Below are 15,799 nucleotides of genomic sequence, written 5' to 3'. Positions count from 1 at the left end.
ACTTGGGGTATGTAACATTGTAAACTTTTCCGACTGGTATTAGAGTTTGATAGATCGATCGCATACACGACAAGATTTTAATAAAAACAGCATGGGTGGCAAATTAATCGTATTTGAAGGGGTAGAAGGCTGCGGCAAAACTAGCCAAATGCAATTTTGTGGTCAATGGTTAGAAAGTTTAGGTATCTCTGTAATTGCCACTCGTGAACCAGGGGGAACAGAGTTAGGGCTGCATCTGCGTCGTTTGTTGCTAGAAAAAGCAGATAATCAACCAATTGCTGAGGTGACAGAATTATTGTTGTATGCTGCTGATAGATCACAACACATAGAACAAGAACTCAAGCCCAATTTGGCAGCAGGGAAATATATATTATGTGATCGCTACACAGACTCTACCATTGCCTACCAAGGTTATGGACGGGGCTTAGACATGAATTTAATCAACCAACTTAACTTAATTGCTACTGGTGGGTTAACAAGTGACCTCACTATCTGGTTAGATGTCGATGTAGAAGTAGGACTAGCCCGCAAAAAGGGAGGCGAAGCAAGTTTAGACCGCATTGAACAAGAGACAATTGCTTTTCATCGGCGCGTTCAACAAGGGTATGGAGAGTTAGCTGCATCTTATCCATCCCGGATTGTGCGAGTAGATGGCAACTTGAGTCAAGAAACTGTACAAAAAATGATTCAGGAAATTTTGCGCGTACATCTGAACGAGTTGACTTTGTAGTGGCGTTTATCGGCGGTTATAAAACAGGATAAACTCGACCCTTCCAAGCACCGCCGCGACCTTGCCAATGGCGAACGGCTGAATCTAAAGTCATCAGGGTATAAAGAAAAGCGATCGCAGGTAAACTCAAGGCTAACCAAAACGAACATTGATAAAAGCGGATAGTTGGCAAATATGCCCAGGTCATGAGCAACCATGCTGATAAACCTGTAAGTGCGATTGCCCAATTTCCGATCAATGCACCCAAAATCAAAGCCAGAGGCGGAACTAAATAAATTAAGGTCATTCCTATCAAAGTTCCCAGTAGCAACAAAGGGGAATAATTCAGTTGTGTATAGGCTGTACGAGCCACCATATCCCAAATCGTCGTTAGAGAAGGATAAGGGCGTAAGCTGCGGGTTAAAGTACTCAATCCTAACCAGATACGCCCTTGATTCTTAGTTCCTTTTACTGCCTTTGCTAAGGCACAATCATCAATTAAAGTTTGCCGAATAACTTGAATACCACCAATTTGTTCTAAAGCTGCGGCGCGAATTAAAATACAGCCTCCGGCCGCAGCGGCTATTTGATTTTTGGGATTATTCACCCAGCGAAAGGGATAGAGTTTTTGAAAGAAAAACACAAAAGCCGGAATCAAAAATTTTTCCCAAGAGCCTTCACACCGAAGTCTTACCATTACAGAAACTAAGTCTAATTCTTCTTTTTCTGCTTTGGCGATTAATCGGCGAAGATTACTAACATCATGCTTAATATCTGCATCGGTGAGTAAAAAATAGTCTGGTGACAATGTTTTAGCTTGTTGAATACCTTGCTCAATAGCCCAGAGTTTACCTGACCAACCAGCAGGTAAAGATTCGCCAAAAATAATATGTAATTGCTGGGCTTTATCTAAGGCGTGGGCAACTCCTTCGGCAAAATTGGCTGTACCATCTGTACTGCGATCGTCTACTAAAAACACATCGAAAATACCAGGATAATCTTGGAGTAAGAGCGATCGCATGGTAGTTGGGATTAAATCAGCTTCGTTACGGGCAGGAATCACTGCACAGACTGTAGGTAAAGATTGTAGCTGCGTTTCTGCGATCTCTAACTGCTGGTCTGTTCGCCAAAATTGCCCCCAAAAACACAGTAATCCCAACCAAATTATCAAGGATAAAAGTGTTAATCCTAATACAATTGCACCCATGACCACAGAAAATATGAAGGATAGGAAACCTTGATATTTTATACTTAGCGATCGCCGCAGAATCTAACCGTGGTATCTTTCATTAATATTTGATACTTCATACTTTATCCTTCGGTTGATGCAAACACAAGACAGGGTAACAGTCAATAAAGTCGCAGCGGCGATCGCTGGTAGCCAACAGTATCTGCTTTCGACTCAGTACCCAGCGGGCTATTGGTGGGCAGAGTTAGAATCTAATGTCACCATTACTGCTGAAGTCGTCCTGCTGCATAAAATTTGGGGAACAGACCAAGCAAGACCTTTGCACAAAGTTGCTGCCTACCTGCGCTCTCAACAACGGCAGCATGGAGGCTGGGAACTTTTTTATGATGATGGTGGAGAATTAAGTACCTCGGTTGAGGCCTATATGGCGCTGAAACTGCTAGGTGTATCAGTAAATAACCCAGCCATGATCAAAGCGCGAGATTTTATTCTCCAACGGGGAGGCATCAGCAAAACTCGCATTTTTACTAAATTGCACCTCGCCTTGATTGGCTGCTACGATTGGCGTGGCATTCCCTCCCTACCTCCTTGGGTAATGCTCTTACCCCCAGCTTTTCCCTTTAATATCTACGAAATGTCTAGTTGGGCGCGTTCTAGTACTGTGCCGTTGCTGATTGTATGCGATCGCAAACCTGTTTTTATCACCGAACCAACGATCAATCTAGATGAACTATATGCTGAAGGTGTTGATCAAGTCCGATATGAATTACCCCGCGCTGGTAATTGGACTGATTTATTCTTGACTCTTGATCAAGGGTTTAAGTTAGCAGAAAGTTTGAATTTAGTTCCATTCCGCAACGAAGGCATCAAAGCTGCCGAAAAATGGATTTTAGAACGCCAAGAAGTTACAGGTGATTGGGGTGGGATTATTCCTGCCATGCTCAATTCAATGCTAGCTTTGCGGTGTTTGGGTTACAGCGCCAATGACCCAATTGTGGAACGAGGTTTGCAAGCAATTGATAACTTTGCTATTGAAACAGAAGATAGTTACCGAGTACAGCCTTGTGTTTCACCTGTATGGGATACGGCTTGGGTAATGCGGGCTTTAGTAGAATCTGGCTTGGCACCAGATCATCCCGCTATTGTGCAGGCTGGAGAATGGTTGCTGCAAAAGCAAATTCTCGACTATGGTGACTGGATTGTGAAAAATCGCCAAGGCAAACCGGGAGCTTGGGCATTTGAGTTTGACAATCGCTTTTATCCAGATGTGGATGACTCGGCTGTAGTTGTGATGGCTTTACATGTAGCAAAACTCCCCAACGAAAAACTCAAACAAGCTGCGATCGCCCGTGCTTTAAATTGGATTGCATCTATGCAGTGTAAACCAGGCGGTTGGGCAGCTTTTGATCTGGATAATGATCAAGATTGGCTTAACTCTGTACCCTATGGCGATTTGAAAGCCATGATTGACCCTAACACCGCAGATGTTACGGCCAGGGTGTTAGAAATGCTAGGTGCTTGTAATCTACCAATTGACGATCAAAAATTAGAGCGTGCCCTTGTCTATCTTCTGAGTGAGCAAGAAACTGAAGGTTGCTGGTTTGGGCGCTGGGGCGTTAATTATATCTATGGCACTAATGGCGTTTTATCAGCTCTCGCTTTAATTGAACCTCAAAAACATCAAGTCAATATAGAGCGAGGAGCTACTTGGTTAATAAAATGTCAAAACTCAGATGGTGGTTGGGGTGAAACTTGTCGCAGCTACGATGATCCCCGCCTTAAAGGGCAAGGACGCAGCACTGCATCCCAAACAGCTTGGGCTTTAATTGGTCTAATAGCCGCTGGCGAAGCAACTGGCAAATTAGCTCGTGAGGCCATTGAGCGAGGAATTAGCTACCTTTTGACAACTCAAAAACCCGATGGTACTTGGTATGAAGCAGACTTTACAGGTACTGGCTTCCCTAGTCATTTTTATCTCAAGTATCATCTCTATCAACAATACTTTCCTTTAATAGCTTTAGGTCGTTATCAAGAATTACAGCAGCGATCGTCAAGCTAATTAATTATTCATAATCATGTTTGGTGGAAGAAAAATTAATCCACCAAACATCATATTTAGCTGGAAGTCATGCGCCACTTGCTATCCTGCGGAAACGCTAAGAGCGAACCCGGAGGGAAGGCCATTAAGCATCCTTTTAGCGCAAAAATAAAATGTAATCTATTGATAGCTTTATTTAATGAAGTAATTTTAGTCAAAACAAGTTGATATATTGAGTTTATTGTAATTAAAAGCTGATTTTAAGTGTTTTTCTTTATTGGTATACTTTGTATTAGTTGTAGATATTTATAATAAGCCATTGATTTTGATCACAACATTAATATAATATCAGTACCATTACAATTGAATATGGTCATAACCGTATCTAAGCAAATAATAGTTGTTAACAAATTAATAGTTGATAAAAATCATAGATTATTAAGCATCTTTTAATTAAAGCTCATCTGTGACTTATCTGAATGGTTTTAAATTGATCTTATTAAGATTAATTATCGAGTAGAATAAATTTTTAATATGATAAATAAAGACAGTAAAAATCGAAAAATACTCCGACTACTATTATCTTTTCTGATTACAGCTGGGCTTCTAGGGTTTAGCTGAAAGTACTTAGATAACCAACTTGTCAAGTTAGTACAAAATACCAATTCTTCTGACCAAAGCATATTAACCTGGCTAACCAATGCTTTACCAAGATATAACCAATCTTACACCTCTAAAATTAAACCAGATCAAAGTTCTATTACATCACGCTTAGATACTAGTTTGCCTAATCCAGAATTGCTAACGATGGATGGCAGCGTGACTATAGTCAGTTTGGTTATGAAGCTTCAAAGAAGCTATAAATATCTAGCCAATCCCTCTATGACTACAACTTATGGCATACCAGATGGTAGACCAAATGGAACCAATGCTGGAATTCAACATTTAATTGATGGCAAAGTATTAATGGCTGCTAGTTCACGTTATTTAGAAGCTAAAGAATTAAAAAGTGGCCTAGTAGGTGTGCCGATTGCTAGAGATGCTATAGCTATAGCAGTAAATATTAATAATCCCTATAAAGGAGGATTAACAATGAGGCAGTTAAAAGACATTTTTCAGGGAAAGATCACCAATTGGTCGCAAGTAGGTGGCCCTAATTTACCAATAAAAGTCATTAATCGATCTCCTAACAGTGGTACTTATACATTTTTTCAAGAAACGGTGCTTTCTGGCCAGCCTTTTGCACCTGATAGTAAAAATTTCCAGACAGTAGTACAAGATGAAACCACACCAATATTACGTGCTTTAGGTAACAATGGTATTGGCTATAGTACGGTTACTCAAATAGAAAATCAAAAAACAGTCCGCATCATTCCCATTAATGGAATCTCTCCTCAAGATGCAGACTTAGTTAAAAACGGCACTTATCCTATAAGTCGAGTTATTTATTTAGTAGTACCGCGTCAAACCAGCCCAGTAGTAAAAGAATTTGCTGATTTTGCCCAATCTTCCCAAGGACAGAAAGCTGTCAAAGAAACTGGCTTTCTTCCTTTATAAAAAATTACAACGCTTTTCAAATAATTCAAACACACCATTTTTTGATCTGTTCATGATGAACCTATTAATTGGGCAACCTGAATTGCAGAAGTGATAGCTCCTTCATGCAATCCATCTCCAAGGTAGGCTCCTGCATGGTAAGTATTGTTCTCACCGTTAGTCATGATGACTTCGTTTCTATACCTAAAGGATTCGACAGTATATAAGGGAGTCTCGTGTTCCTGAACGTGAAGGATTTTGTCTTTCGCAATCAAATCATCTAAGTTAAATGCCAAGTTGTATTGTAGAGACGATGCTATGCCACAAAGCTGGTTGAGATAAGCGTTATATCCCCAGCCATTGTCAGTTTGGAAAAAATCAAATTCTGAAGCTTGTTTAATATGGTGTTTAGCATACATGGAAGTATCTGTATGTATAACTGTTTTAGCGTGGTTATTTTTCCATGTTGAAAAACGTTGAATTTCAGCATTTGTCGGATCAGATAATAGTTTCATTACTTGATCTGGCGGTGTTGCAAAGACTACTTTGTCAAACAGATAAGTTGCACCATCTAACAATCCAATTTTCACAGAACTAGGTTGTCTGGAAATTTCCTTAACCTCGACGTTGAGCAAGATATTTCCCTTAAACCGTTCCAATATCTTTTCAATATAGGAATAAACTCCTCCTTTAATTCTTACCCAATCGACAAAGACATAATCTCGGAGGATAGGAATCGCCAACTCTGCGGGAAAATTATCAATCAATTCAAATGGCATGGAGTAGCTATACATCGTCAGTAGCTTTAACCAGTAATTCCGTATGCACTGACTTTTTAAATATTGAGATATCGGCTGATTATACAGATTCTGTATATGGAGAAAATGAGTCTTTAACCATAACCCAGTAGCACCAGCATAAAGAGTATAAAGCCTAAAATATTCAAGTAAATGCTGAATTCCTACGAAGTTTTTTTTAGTAACTAAAGCTGAAAGAAAGTGGCGACCATCTTTTAAAAGTAATGCTGAACCTATATAAACTGGCTCTAATTCAACCTCAAGTTCTCGCATTAATGACAGAAAATTGTGAAACACACGAGGAAATTCAAGTACACCACCCTCTAATAATTGATCGCAGTCAGATTGATTAGGTTTAACGTTTTTATTTAATGTCCTAATATGCCCACCCAAAATATGTTGTTTTTCTAAGACTGTAACGTGATGACCATTTTTATCAAGCAGGTATGCCGTTACCATTCCGCTTGCTCCGCCACCAATAATCGCTATTTTCATATCTCACCACCGAACTAATGGTATGCTCTGAAAATAAGTCTTTATATGAACTTTAGCCCTTTGAGAGAATCAAATCTCCCGACAATTTTTGATATAGTATTGCTCCAGTCCAAAACGTAGGAGCAAACCCTGGATAGCCAGATGAAGCATTACAAAAATAGAAATTTTTTAAAGATGTCTTGTAATTCAGCCTACCAATCCCCATATTGCGAGGCGTAAGATTAGAGCCATAAGAATTACCTCTAGGACACCAACAGAATCTTTCATTTGTTGTTGGACTACCAGTAATTTTAAAGACAATATATTTTCTAAAATTCGGAATATAGTTTTTCTCGACTGTATCTAAAATGAAATCAAGTATTTCTGCTTTTTTCTGTCTATAAGCCTTTTTATTAGTTGCTTGTAGGTTTTTAAAATAATCATAATTAGCGACAGTCAAAAATTCGACAATTTGACATCCTTCTGGACAATCAGATTGATCTTCTGTGATTAACGTGGGTGTTGTAATTGCAAAACTGGGATTGGAAAAATCATGTTTTTCATACATTTGATAAAAGGCTTGATTCAAATCTTCATGACCAGTGTGGAAGGTATTCCATTTGCCAAATCCATAGTCTCGCAGATCAATATCCTTGACAACGCAATAGGCCATATAGTTGGAGGGTGAGTACTCATAATTGAGCTTATTGCGAACTGTCCTAGAGAAGTTTTTTACTCCAATCATGTGGGCAGCTTTTTGAGGATCTATATTACAGATAATTGTTTCACCAGTGAAGTCACGGGTTTGATGTGTGATTTTATCAATTGCTTGGACTCCAGTTATGGTTTTATTTGTAAGCGTAAAACTAGTAACTTCTAAATTGAGAAGTATTTCGCCGCCATTTTCTTGAATCACCTCCACTAATGAATTGATTACATGTTCAAAATGTTGTGTGGGGTAAAAAGCTCCTTGTTGATAACTCGTAAACAAGATTACCCAAGCATAAAAAGAAAGTTGATTTGGGGGCAATAAAAAATCAGGCCATTGTAGTGCTAAAAGCGTTTGTGCTTCTTTTGGCAATTTGAATTTATCAAAAACATCCTGAAGCGTACTATTTAGGTACGTGATGGCACAGAATACTTCACCAAAATTTTTAAATAATTCCCCAGGAACGATTGGAGGTGATAATTTTTTTACACCCTCACTGGTTTTTTTAACTTCTAGGACAAATTTACGAATCTGCTCGGCATCCTGGGGAAAAAGATTAGATAATCTCTGAATTAATTCTTGGGATTCTGAGGGAATATCAAGTGAGTAACCCGGCATTCTCATGTGATCAAAACCATCAGGATCGTATCGATTAAACGTTACTTCTTTGTCCAAATCCAGTTGTTTTAGTACTCGATTGACGGTTTGTCCTTCACCACAATCCCAAACATAATGGAGTTGAGCATTAAACTTATATTTTTTCGCCATTGTAAATGTATGGCCAAAACCCCCTGGATGCTCATGAGCCTCCAAAATTTGAACTTTCTTACCAGCTTTTGCCATCAGAGATCCAAAGACTAATGCCGACAAACCACTGCCTACGATTAAGTAATCTGTTTTCATGTCGCCCCCTCAGATGTTGCAGCGAGGATTTTTCTAGCCCTTGTGCTTGGTGAGTGCTATGATGTGATGCTGTTTTGGAATTGAGTCACTAGAGAATAAGACAAAGTACTCCTTTGTCTAAAAGCTCATTCGCCTTTTTACTATGCTCGCCAAGACAAATTGAAAGCAGGTTTAATGCTTCTTTTCAGAATTAAAAAGTATATAAATTAAATATGTACCAATCTTATATAGTTTTTCATGAATCTTCAGAGGGATTTAGTAAAAAAGCAGACACAAAAAAATTTATCCCAACCCTGACTGAGGAAGGAACCATAAAATTAAGGCAGCAGACGCGATAAATCGCCGTCTCTACAAAGGACTGATTATTATAAAAACGGTAATTTATCGCCTCTTTGTAAGCTATCAAAAAACCTTAACCAAACTGTATTGACTACGCAGACTACTTTAGTTGTCTGAAACATTGGGCAAAGATGTTATCTGCTTTTTCTGTTCTTGTAGCCAAGTTTCAAAGAGTTCATTGAGCAGGCGCGCTTTCATAGATTCATCCAGTTGTGCTGGGATAAATTTTTCCAACCGCAAAATCACAAACCACTCAGCGATGCGAGTAGGGGGTAAAACTTGATCGGGCTGACTGCTAGAAAGCATTTGCACCATTGCTGGATGAAGTGCATTTAGTTCAATTGGCCCCACTAACCCACCAGTTTGGGCTTCTGGCCCAAGTGAATATTCTCGTGCTACTTCGGCGAACGATTGCTCGTTTGCCTGAATACGGAAGTAGAGTTCTTGAGCAATGCCTATATCTTGAGTTCGTAACAGAGAATAAATTACTTTATCCAGTTTGCCTTTAGTCTGAAAAAAATAGGATTCTAGTTTATGACCCCAAGTAGCTTGCTTGAATTTTTCCAGTTTTAATTTCCGAAGAGTAATAATTTCTAATTGACTTGTAGTTAGACCATAATTGGTCATCCATGCTTGAATGTCGGCTTCTTGGGTTAACTGTTTTTCGGCGTAAAACTGCTGTTGAGCGTGGGCTACTTCTTCGGGAGTACACTCTATGGGTGCGATCGCCTCGTCGATAATTAATTCCCGCAGCAATTGCGGCAGCATTTGGTAACTGGCTAATAAAGGAATTAGTTCGCTAGCCTCGATTGTCCGGTTGCCGATCTGGATTACTTCAGTCATTCTCTCTTAGAGGGTGTTTGAAAACTAATCAAAGGTGAGATTTTATGCCAAACGCCTCACCATGATGCGAATCATAGCAAGATAGATAAAAGTCTCCGAGGTTTGGGCTAATAATTCATAGTCTTTGTTCAAACGCCGACACCCAGTCAGCCAACCCAAAGTTCTTTCTACGACCCAACGTTTAGGCAACAAAACAAAACCCTTGCGTTCATGTGGTCGCAGTACAACTTGCACAATCCATCGGTATATATCCATCACCCACTGCATGAATGGGTTGCCATCGTAACCACCATCAACCCAAATGGTAGAAAGACGTGACACCATATTCCCCATCTGCTTGACTCTTTTGAGTACTTGTTTACCGCCATTGCGTTCGTCCACACTGGCTGCACTCACCAATACTCGCAGTACTAAACCCAAGGTATCTACTGTCAAAAACCGCTTGCGTCCTTTGATTTTTTTCCCAGCATCGTAACCCACATCTTTGCTAACCATCGCCGCAGTTTTCACACTTTGACTATCGATTATTGCTTCTGATGGGCTAACAGCTCGTTCATTGTCCACCCTTACCCAGGCTCTGAGTTGGTCATGGATGCTCACCCATGTTCCGTCAGTACGCCAATTCCGAAAATAAGTGTACACAGTTTGCCAATTGGGAAAGTCCCCTGGTAAATTTCGCCATGTACATCCCTGTGTCAATACATAAAAAATTGCGTTGATAACTTGCCACATCTCTACCACTCTAGGACGACCACCTGTTTTGGCTACTGGAATTAACGGTTCTAATAATTCCCACTGGGTTAAAGTCAGATTACTGGAGTATGCTTTACTCATCGCTCTCAATGGTGCTGTATGTACGTATTTACAGCTTATGCCCTGAGAGCTTTTTTTACTCAACTCCCTACTTTTCAAACATCCTCTTAGGCGTATTCAGAATACGTTGTCTGTTTGGTTTTATGTTTTTTGGGGGTAGATGCTAAATTTGCATCTTGCAAAGAGACTATGAGTATGTTTGTTTCTTGCCGTTTTCAGATTTTAATTTCAAGAATATACAATTTACGGAGAATTCTATCAATAATTATACTGAATTGGCAAAAAATTAGCGATCGCACCGATATGATCAAATGTTAGTGATCGGTGCTGATGGCGTGCAAATGGGTACTCGTTTCATCAGACCAAGTATTCATATTTGACTACTACGCAAAACTTGTAGTTGTTTTAGTTGCTGTGACTGCTGTTCAAGACGAATTGAGAGGCGATCGCACACCAGCTTGCAGATCTCAAAAATTAATGGGTCTACAATTTCATAATAAACACTCACTCCTTGCGGTTGGCGCTTAACAATCCCAGCTTGCGCCAAGATTTTCAAATGCTTGGACACATTCGCCTGTCCCAGTCCGGTTGCTTCCATAATTTCTGTGACGTTTTTGCTACCTGACTTTAAACAGCAGAGAACCTGGAGTCGGCTAATTTCCGAAAGCACTTTAAAATAATCAGCAACTGGCCCAAAGGCCGCAGGTGAATTTTCTAACATAAGGAGGACTAAAAATGCATCTTTGTTATATTACTATATAGTAGTATAGTCTGTTCACCAAATGCGAACAGTTGAGCGATCGCACTTCCAGAAGAATGCCAAATTTCTATCTGCAAATCTGTGTAAACTAAAACTACTACTCCCCAGTAATTACGCGTAATGCTTGATATATTAAAATTTAGAAAAAGATCATACGGATAGTTTCCGTATAATAAATAGTTGGGCGGCTTGAGTTATCGGTGTTGACAGTACTTTGAAACGTATCTTTTAATGCAGAATGTTCAAATTTCTGGCAATGTTGGCAAAGACGACGTTACGGTCAGTTAGTTGCTGAAACAACGCACAAATTTAGCCTGGAGAAACAAGATTGCAATCTTCTACGCTTGAGTTCAAACCTCTCAACCTAGAGCGGGATCAAGATTTATGCGTTCAGTTCAGAGCAGACTCTTTCATTTGCAGCTTTGGTTCAGCCGCTCGGTTTTATAAAGAGGATGGAAGCGGATCTGAGGAATATTTGCAGTGGCTGAGACAGCGAATGACAGAAATCCCGAACAGTTGTGTACACGTTTGGAAAGAACAGCAAATCATTGGGCAAATTGAGATGATGCGTTGTCAACACGATTCAAGCGTTGGCTACGTCAATTTGTTTTACCTGACTCCAGAGTTTCGAGGTCAGGGTTTTGGTCAGCAGTTAGATCAACACGCGGCTCATTTTTTCAAGCGTCTGGGTTGTCAGTCAGCCCGCTTGAACGTCAGTCCTACGAATCGAGTGGCAATGAGATTTTATCTCAAGCACGGATGGGTTGATTTAGGGCAACGGGAAGATGATCCTGAAGTTCACTATCTTGAAAAGAAATATGGAGCTAACGTACAGTAGCATTTCAGTGGCAGCTATTGAATCGGATAGTGAAAGCCAACCGCCCAACACTGTGGTGGAGCGGACAGTTGAGAGATCTTGGTGCTGAGTTCAAAGATATCTGCTGCCGCTCACCTTCACCGTTGGACTGCTTTACATCTTGGTGTTGGCAGTAGTTTGAAAGTGTCTGTGCAGAGTTCGACATCAAGCTAACTTGCCTCTTAATCGATTGCATTCATCCAGTAGCAGATCAAGTTCCGCCGCAACTTTCCAAGGATTGCGTCCCTTGAAAGGGGCGGCGATGATTGCTTCATAGGGATTTCTCCCAGTTTGCTTAACGGCTGCGATCGCTGCTTTATTGGAGAGTCCGCGTCCAGCCACAAGCCAAGCCGCTAAAACGTGCCCGGTGCGCCCAATTCCACCAGAACAATGAACAACCACCTTCTCATAATTCTGGTTGGCGGTCGCTAAGAACGGTAAAATTTGGTGGATGAGAATTTCGGGGGTGGCAAAGTGAAAATCCTCGATTGGTGTCCAACATACTGAGTTGAGACCGAAGGTCTGTCGGTAAAGCTCAAGCAGATTGGAATAGCGAGTCAGTTGAGATTCAGAAAGTAAACAGCAGACACGCTTAATGTTTTGATTCTGCATAAATTCAATCCACTCAGTTACTTGCTCGTTACTATATCCAGGGCGAGCAGAGCCAAACACGATAGGTTCATTCTCCGAAGCAGCAGCAAATTTATACATAGTGAGTGCATCAAATTGTTCAACGACCGACTTCAAGATGGTTTACTTTTGTAAACCCGGCATCAAATAGTTTGAAGCGTTGCGTTATTGAGTCATACATGATTCCTGCATTCTCACCCTGGAAGTCAGTCCGTCCACAGCCACGAATGAGGAGCGCATCTCCAGTCAACAAATGAGTACCATTAAGCAAATAGGCATTATGACTATCAGTATGACCGGGAGTGGCGATCGCTTCTATTTTCACACTCCCTAATTCCAATATTTCTTGATCTTTCATAAATTTATCTGCACATACAGCCTGGGCATTCTCAGGTACAATTGCCAAACAACCCGTAGCCTCCCGCAGTTTAGCTGTGCCAGTAATATGATCGGCGTGGATGTGGGTTTCTAAGCAGTATTGCAGAGTTAGTCCTAGTTCATTAAGTAGGAAGTGATTGTGTCATTTAAAAGCATAATAGCTTAGCACTCTTCTAAAGTTAATCTTGTTTACTCAAAACAGTGCGATCGCCTCGCCCTTTGGACTTAGCTGCTAGCTTAGACATTGAAACCGCTATTCCTTGTGGTTTGATTATCAATGAACTATTGCTAATGCTTTAAAATTTGAAAGGCTAATAGCATTTGATACAAAAAATCTCTAAATGCTTAACTGACAAAAATCTCAACAATATAAAAGGGCACCTAAATTTAGATGCCCGTCATGCAGGAAAACCCAAAAGGGTTGTCCCTACACCTTCCCAACTATCAGCAACAGTGGCTAATTTTTTAGATTAACCACACTCACAGTCACAAATGTGAATATAGTAATCTTATTAACTAGAGCTTAGAAACTACCCCAGTATAACCACTGAAAATTTTTGATTATAACCAATGCCATTGATCTTAAAAATCAACCTTGAAGCTAGCTTTTTTCATCTGCAGGCTTCTTAGGTAGATTGTAGTAAAACGCCACTCCACAAATAGCAGATAAGAGTAACCATGAGAGTGTATTCAAGCGGAAATCGAAGAGAGTTACATCTACTGTATTGAATAGTAACCACTCAACAAATACCAAAAGATAACTGAAAACTATCAATCTATCTTTTGACGGTATATAATTTGATTTTCCTAATAGTTGGATACCTGCAAAAAAGATCCAACCAAGTAAACCAAAAAATAATACAGTATTCAGCAATCCCGTTTCAGCAGATAACATTAAAAACAAGTTATGGGGATGACCCAAGTCAATTTGCATTTGGGCTTTGTACAGTGCTGTGAAATTACGTAAACCCCAGCCTGTCCAAGGATGCTGCTGAGTCAAAGACCAAGCAAACTCCCACTGGGTTTTTCGCATTAAGGCAACTGGTCTATCTGGATACATGTCGTCGTTTAACCGTGCCCAAAAGAAAGCAGGAACGACCTGACGAAAAATTTTAGCAATTGGTAAGGGAGCAAAAGCTGCCAAAAGGGCACTAGCAGCAACACCGAGAACACCGCCAACGAGAATGCGCCAACCTTGGTAAAATGCATAGGCTAAACAGGCAACGATCGCGATCGCCCATCCATTGCGTGAGTTAGTTAAAATCAAGGCGACAAAGTTGGCAATTACTGTCGCCGTTAAGAACAGCAAGGGTAGTGAGGGTTGGGGAATAGTAACTGAGTGATTGAGAATCCGTCTTACCTTATACCCAATGCCTAAGCGCCATTGTTCTATCCACAAGGCTAATCCTAGAGTGAATACGATCGCTAAATAAGCAGCGCAGGTATTAGCGTGCATAAAAATTGCAGCCATCCGCCCCGGTGGATCTCCTCCAGGTGCGATCGCCCAATCAAACACAATCCACAAAAATTGGAAGTTTAAAGTCCAACCCAAAAACAACTGTCCGAAGCCCATAATCGTTAATGGCACAGAACCAATAACCAGAATCCAAGCTATTTGTCGTAATTGGGCAGTTGTCTGAATTAAAGCACTGAGTCCAACAAAAAGTAGAAAGAACGGTAAGAAATTAAATAAGCCGAGGAAAGCTACTGTCTGATCATCAGCAAACCCACTGGTAATTATCAGTAACACACTGAGAGCAGCAAACCCCCAATTGAGGGGGCGGTGGATAATTACGCGGTTTTGGCGCAGCCAAGTTATTAAGACTGCAAAACCTATACCAACAGCCCCCAACAACGGACTCAAGGGGAAAATGATCAGTCCGATTTGGGCATAATTCCAAGGGGCTTGTAAATCAGGGTTAGGATGGTAAAAAGCTAACTTCAAGCTGGCTCCCAACATTCAGCACGAGTTAAACGAATTTGCGCTAAGGCAAAGATTGTCGGGATGATGCGACCATAGTTAGTAGCGATCGCTCTCCATCCTAAATCAGCAAAGAACCAAGTCCACATCATTGGGCCAGCGATCGCAAACACACTGCGAACTGCTCCATAACGCGCTGCACTCATAGTCATACCCCGTCGCGCCATTTGCAGAGCCACGTAGTTTTTAAACTGCGTTGTAGCTACTTCTGAGCCTGTAATTGCTGCCTGCTTAGCTACTTGATAAGTCGCAAAGTGGATAGCAAATTGACGGGCGATTTGTTGTAGAACCAGCGGCTGGAGGACGGATGTCACAGCCAAGGCACTACCACCTTTAAAAAGTAATCCTAATGGGTCACGCTGCAATAACAATGGTAGCGGTTGTTTAAGTTCTGATTTCACCAGATGACGTTGCACCTGCTCAGTCAATTTTTGTTTTTCCTTTTCTGGCAACTTTTTCCACACCTGCCCAAGCAAATGTAAAAATACCTCTGCTTCTAAATCAACGGTTGTTAACTGATCTGAATAAGGAATTTTCAGATATTTACATACTTGAATTAATGCTTGTCGATAAGTCACCTGAGTTGTGCGTCCCCGCAATACCGTCATTCCATCGGCCGCCAAAAACCGAAAGCGATTTTCGAGGGTATCTAGCCAAGCCCTGCGGTCTTGACTTTGTACTTCAATGGGTTCTGGTGTATGAACATAATCTAGGGGATTAAATTTACGACTAAACAGAATCGCTGTTAAGTCCTGCAATTCTTCTTCTGTTGCTAGCTCCAGCGCAGCCCTCATCTCATCCAATGTCCCTGCCTCCCTTCCGTACAGTTTTCCTGTACCTTATT

General features: G+C 40.7%; 13 protein-coding genes and 1 pseudogene. 4 read left to right on the top strand and 10 right to left on the bottom strand.

The annotated features are described in order from the left end of the window. Positions 1-91: 91 nt before the first annotated feature. Positions 92-730 carry a dTMP kinase gene (tmk, locus tag I8751_RS20740; RefSeq protein WP_214440996.1) on the top strand — a complete coding sequence of 213 codons (639 nt, stop codon included), beginning with the start codon at positions 92-94 and terminating at the stop codon, positions 728-730. Positions 731-746: 16 nt separating this feature from the next. Here tmk and I8751_RS20735 read toward each other — a convergent pair whose 3' ends face one another. After that, positions 747-1,916, bottom strand: a complete 1,170-nt coding sequence (locus tag I8751_RS20735) for a glycosyltransferase (protein ID WP_214440995.1) — start codon at positions 1,914-1,916, stop codon at positions 747-749. Between the two features lie 118 nt (positions 1,917-2,034). Between I8751_RS20735 and shc the strand changes: the two genes are divergently transcribed. After that, a complete protein-coding gene (shc, locus tag I8751_RS20730; protein ID WP_214440994.1) occupies positions 2,035-3,957 on the top strand; it encodes a squalene--hopene cyclase in 1,923 nt (640 codons plus the stop codon). A gap of 861 nt (positions 3,958-4,818) precedes the next feature. Continuing rightward, positions 4,819-5,493 (top strand): phosphate ABC transporter substrate-binding protein, encoded by a 675-nt coding sequence (locus tag I8751_RS20725; RefSeq protein ID WP_263973530.1) that lies wholly within the window; start codon positions 4,819-4,821, stop codon positions 5,491-5,493. A gap of 50 nt (positions 5,494-5,543) precedes the next feature. Here the strand turns inward: I8751_RS20725 and I8751_RS20720 are convergent, their stop codons facing one another. The 5 genes from I8751_RS20720 to I8751_RS20700 all read right to left on the bottom strand — a co-directional run bounded on the left by I8751_RS20720 (position 5,544) and on the right by I8751_RS20700 (position 11,071). After that, positions 5,544-6,764, bottom strand: coding sequence for an FAD-dependent oxidoreductase (locus I8751_RS20720; RefSeq protein WP_214440993.1), 1,221 nt, complete (start codon positions 6,762-6,764; stop codon positions 5,544-5,546). Between the two features lie 52 nt (positions 6,765-6,816). Further along, entirely contained in the window at positions 6,817-8,355 is a 1,539-nt protein-coding gene (locus I8751_RS20715) for a phytoene desaturase family protein (RefSeq protein ID WP_214440992.1), read from the bottom strand. 444 nt (positions 8,356-8,799) lie between these two features. Beyond that, positions 8,800-9,537, bottom strand: a complete 738-nt coding sequence (locus I8751_RS20710) for a peptidylprolyl isomerase (RefSeq protein ID WP_214440991.1) — start codon at positions 9,535-9,537, stop codon at positions 8,800-8,802. A 42-nt stretch (positions 9,538-9,579) separates the two neighbouring features. Then, positions 9,580-10,371 carry an IS5 family transposase gene (locus I8751_RS20705; RefSeq protein WP_214440990.1) on the bottom strand — a complete coding sequence of 264 codons (792 nt, stop codon included), beginning with the start codon at positions 10,369-10,371 and terminating at the stop codon, positions 9,580-9,582. Positions 10,372-10,720: 349 nt separating this feature from the next. Beyond that, entirely contained in the window at positions 10,721-11,071 is a 351-nt protein-coding gene (locus tag I8751_RS20700; RefSeq protein ID WP_214440989.1) for an ArsR/SmtB family transcription factor, read from the bottom strand. 367 nt (positions 11,072-11,438) lie between these two features. Between I8751_RS20700 and I8751_RS20695 the strand changes: the two genes are divergently transcribed. Next, positions 11,439-11,948: a GNAT family N-acetyltransferase gene (locus I8751_RS20695; protein WP_225894293.1), complete on the top strand. Its 510-nt coding sequence runs from the start codon at positions 11,439-11,441 to the stop codon at positions 11,946-11,948. A 183-nt stretch (positions 11,949-12,131) separates the two neighbouring features. Here the strand turns inward: I8751_RS20695 and I8751_RS20690 are convergent, their stop codons facing one another. The 4 genes and pseudogenes from I8751_RS20690 to I8751_RS20675 form a co-directional block, all read right to left on the bottom strand. After that, a complete protein-coding gene (locus tag I8751_RS20690; protein ID WP_214441023.1) occupies positions 12,132-12,677 on the bottom strand; it encodes a protein-tyrosine phosphatase family protein in 546 nt (181 codons plus the stop codon). A 76-nt stretch (positions 12,678-12,753) separates the two neighbouring features. Beyond that, positions 12,754-13,104 (bottom strand): annotated as a pseudogene (locus I8751_RS20685) (MBL fold metallo-hydrolase); the annotation flags it as partial. A 471-nt stretch (positions 13,105-13,575) separates the two neighbouring features. Further along, positions 13,576-14,934 (bottom strand): O-antigen ligase family protein, encoded by a 1,359-nt coding sequence (locus I8751_RS20680; RefSeq protein ID WP_214440987.1) that lies wholly within the window; start codon positions 14,932-14,934, stop codon positions 13,576-13,578. Next, entirely contained in the window at positions 14,916-15,758 is an 843-nt protein-coding gene (locus I8751_RS20675; RefSeq protein ID WP_214440986.1) for a YaaW family protein, read from the bottom strand. Before I8751_RS20675 ends, I8751_RS20680 begins: the two co-directional genes overlap by 19 nt. Positions 15,759-15,799 lie beyond the last annotated feature (41 nt).

Origin of the sequence: Atlanticothrix silvestris CENA357, from assembly GCF_016056295.1 — a bacterium.
Taxonomy (GTDB): domain Bacteria; phylum Cyanobacteriota; class Cyanobacteriia; order Cyanobacteriales; family Nostocaceae; genus Atlanticothrix; species Atlanticothrix silvestris.
The sequence above is the reverse complement of the archived record's forward strand: the minus strand, read 5'-3'. Positions and strand labels throughout refer to the sequence as shown.

Coding starts and splice junctions, on each gene's coding strand:
- I8751_RS20725 (WP_263973530.1), top strand. CDS start 4,819: ATGACTACAACTTATGGCATACCAGATGGTAGACCAAATGGAACCAAT.
- I8751_RS20735 (WP_214440995.1), bottom strand. CDS start 1,916: ATGGGTGCAATTGTATTAGGATTAACACTTTTATCCTTGATAATTTGG.
- I8751_RS20690 (WP_214441023.1), bottom strand. CDS start 12,677: ATGTATAAATTTGCTGCTGCTTCGGAGAATGAACCTATCGTGTTTGGC.
- I8751_RS20720 (WP_214440993.1), bottom strand. CDS start 6,764: ATGAAAATAGCGATTATTGGTGGCGGAGCAAGCGGAATGGTAACGGCA.
- I8751_RS20700 (WP_214440989.1), bottom strand. CDS start 11,071: ATGTTAGAAAATTCACCTGCGGCCTTTGGGCCAGTTGCTGATTATTTT.
- I8751_RS20715 (WP_214440992.1), bottom strand. CDS start 8,355: ATGAAAACAGATTACTTAATCGTAGGCAGTGGTTTGTCGGCATTAGTC.
- I8751_RS20710 (WP_214440991.1), bottom strand. CDS start 9,537: ATGACTGAAGTAATCCAGATCGGCAACCGGACAATCGAGGCTAGCGAA.
- I8751_RS20680 (WP_214440987.1), bottom strand. CDS start 14,934: ATGTTGGGAGCCAGCTTGAAGTTAGCTTTTTACCATCCTAACCCTGAT.
- shc (WP_214440994.1), top strand. CDS start 2,035: ATGCAAACACAAGACAGGGTAACAGTCAATAAAGTCGCAGCGGCGATC.
- tmk (WP_214440996.1), top strand. CDS start 92: ATGGGTGGCAAATTAATCGTATTTGAAGGGGTAGAAGGCTGCGGCAAA.
- I8751_RS20705 (WP_214440990.1), bottom strand. CDS start 10,371: ATGAGTAAAGCATACTCCAGTAATCTGACTTTAACCCAGTGGGAATTA.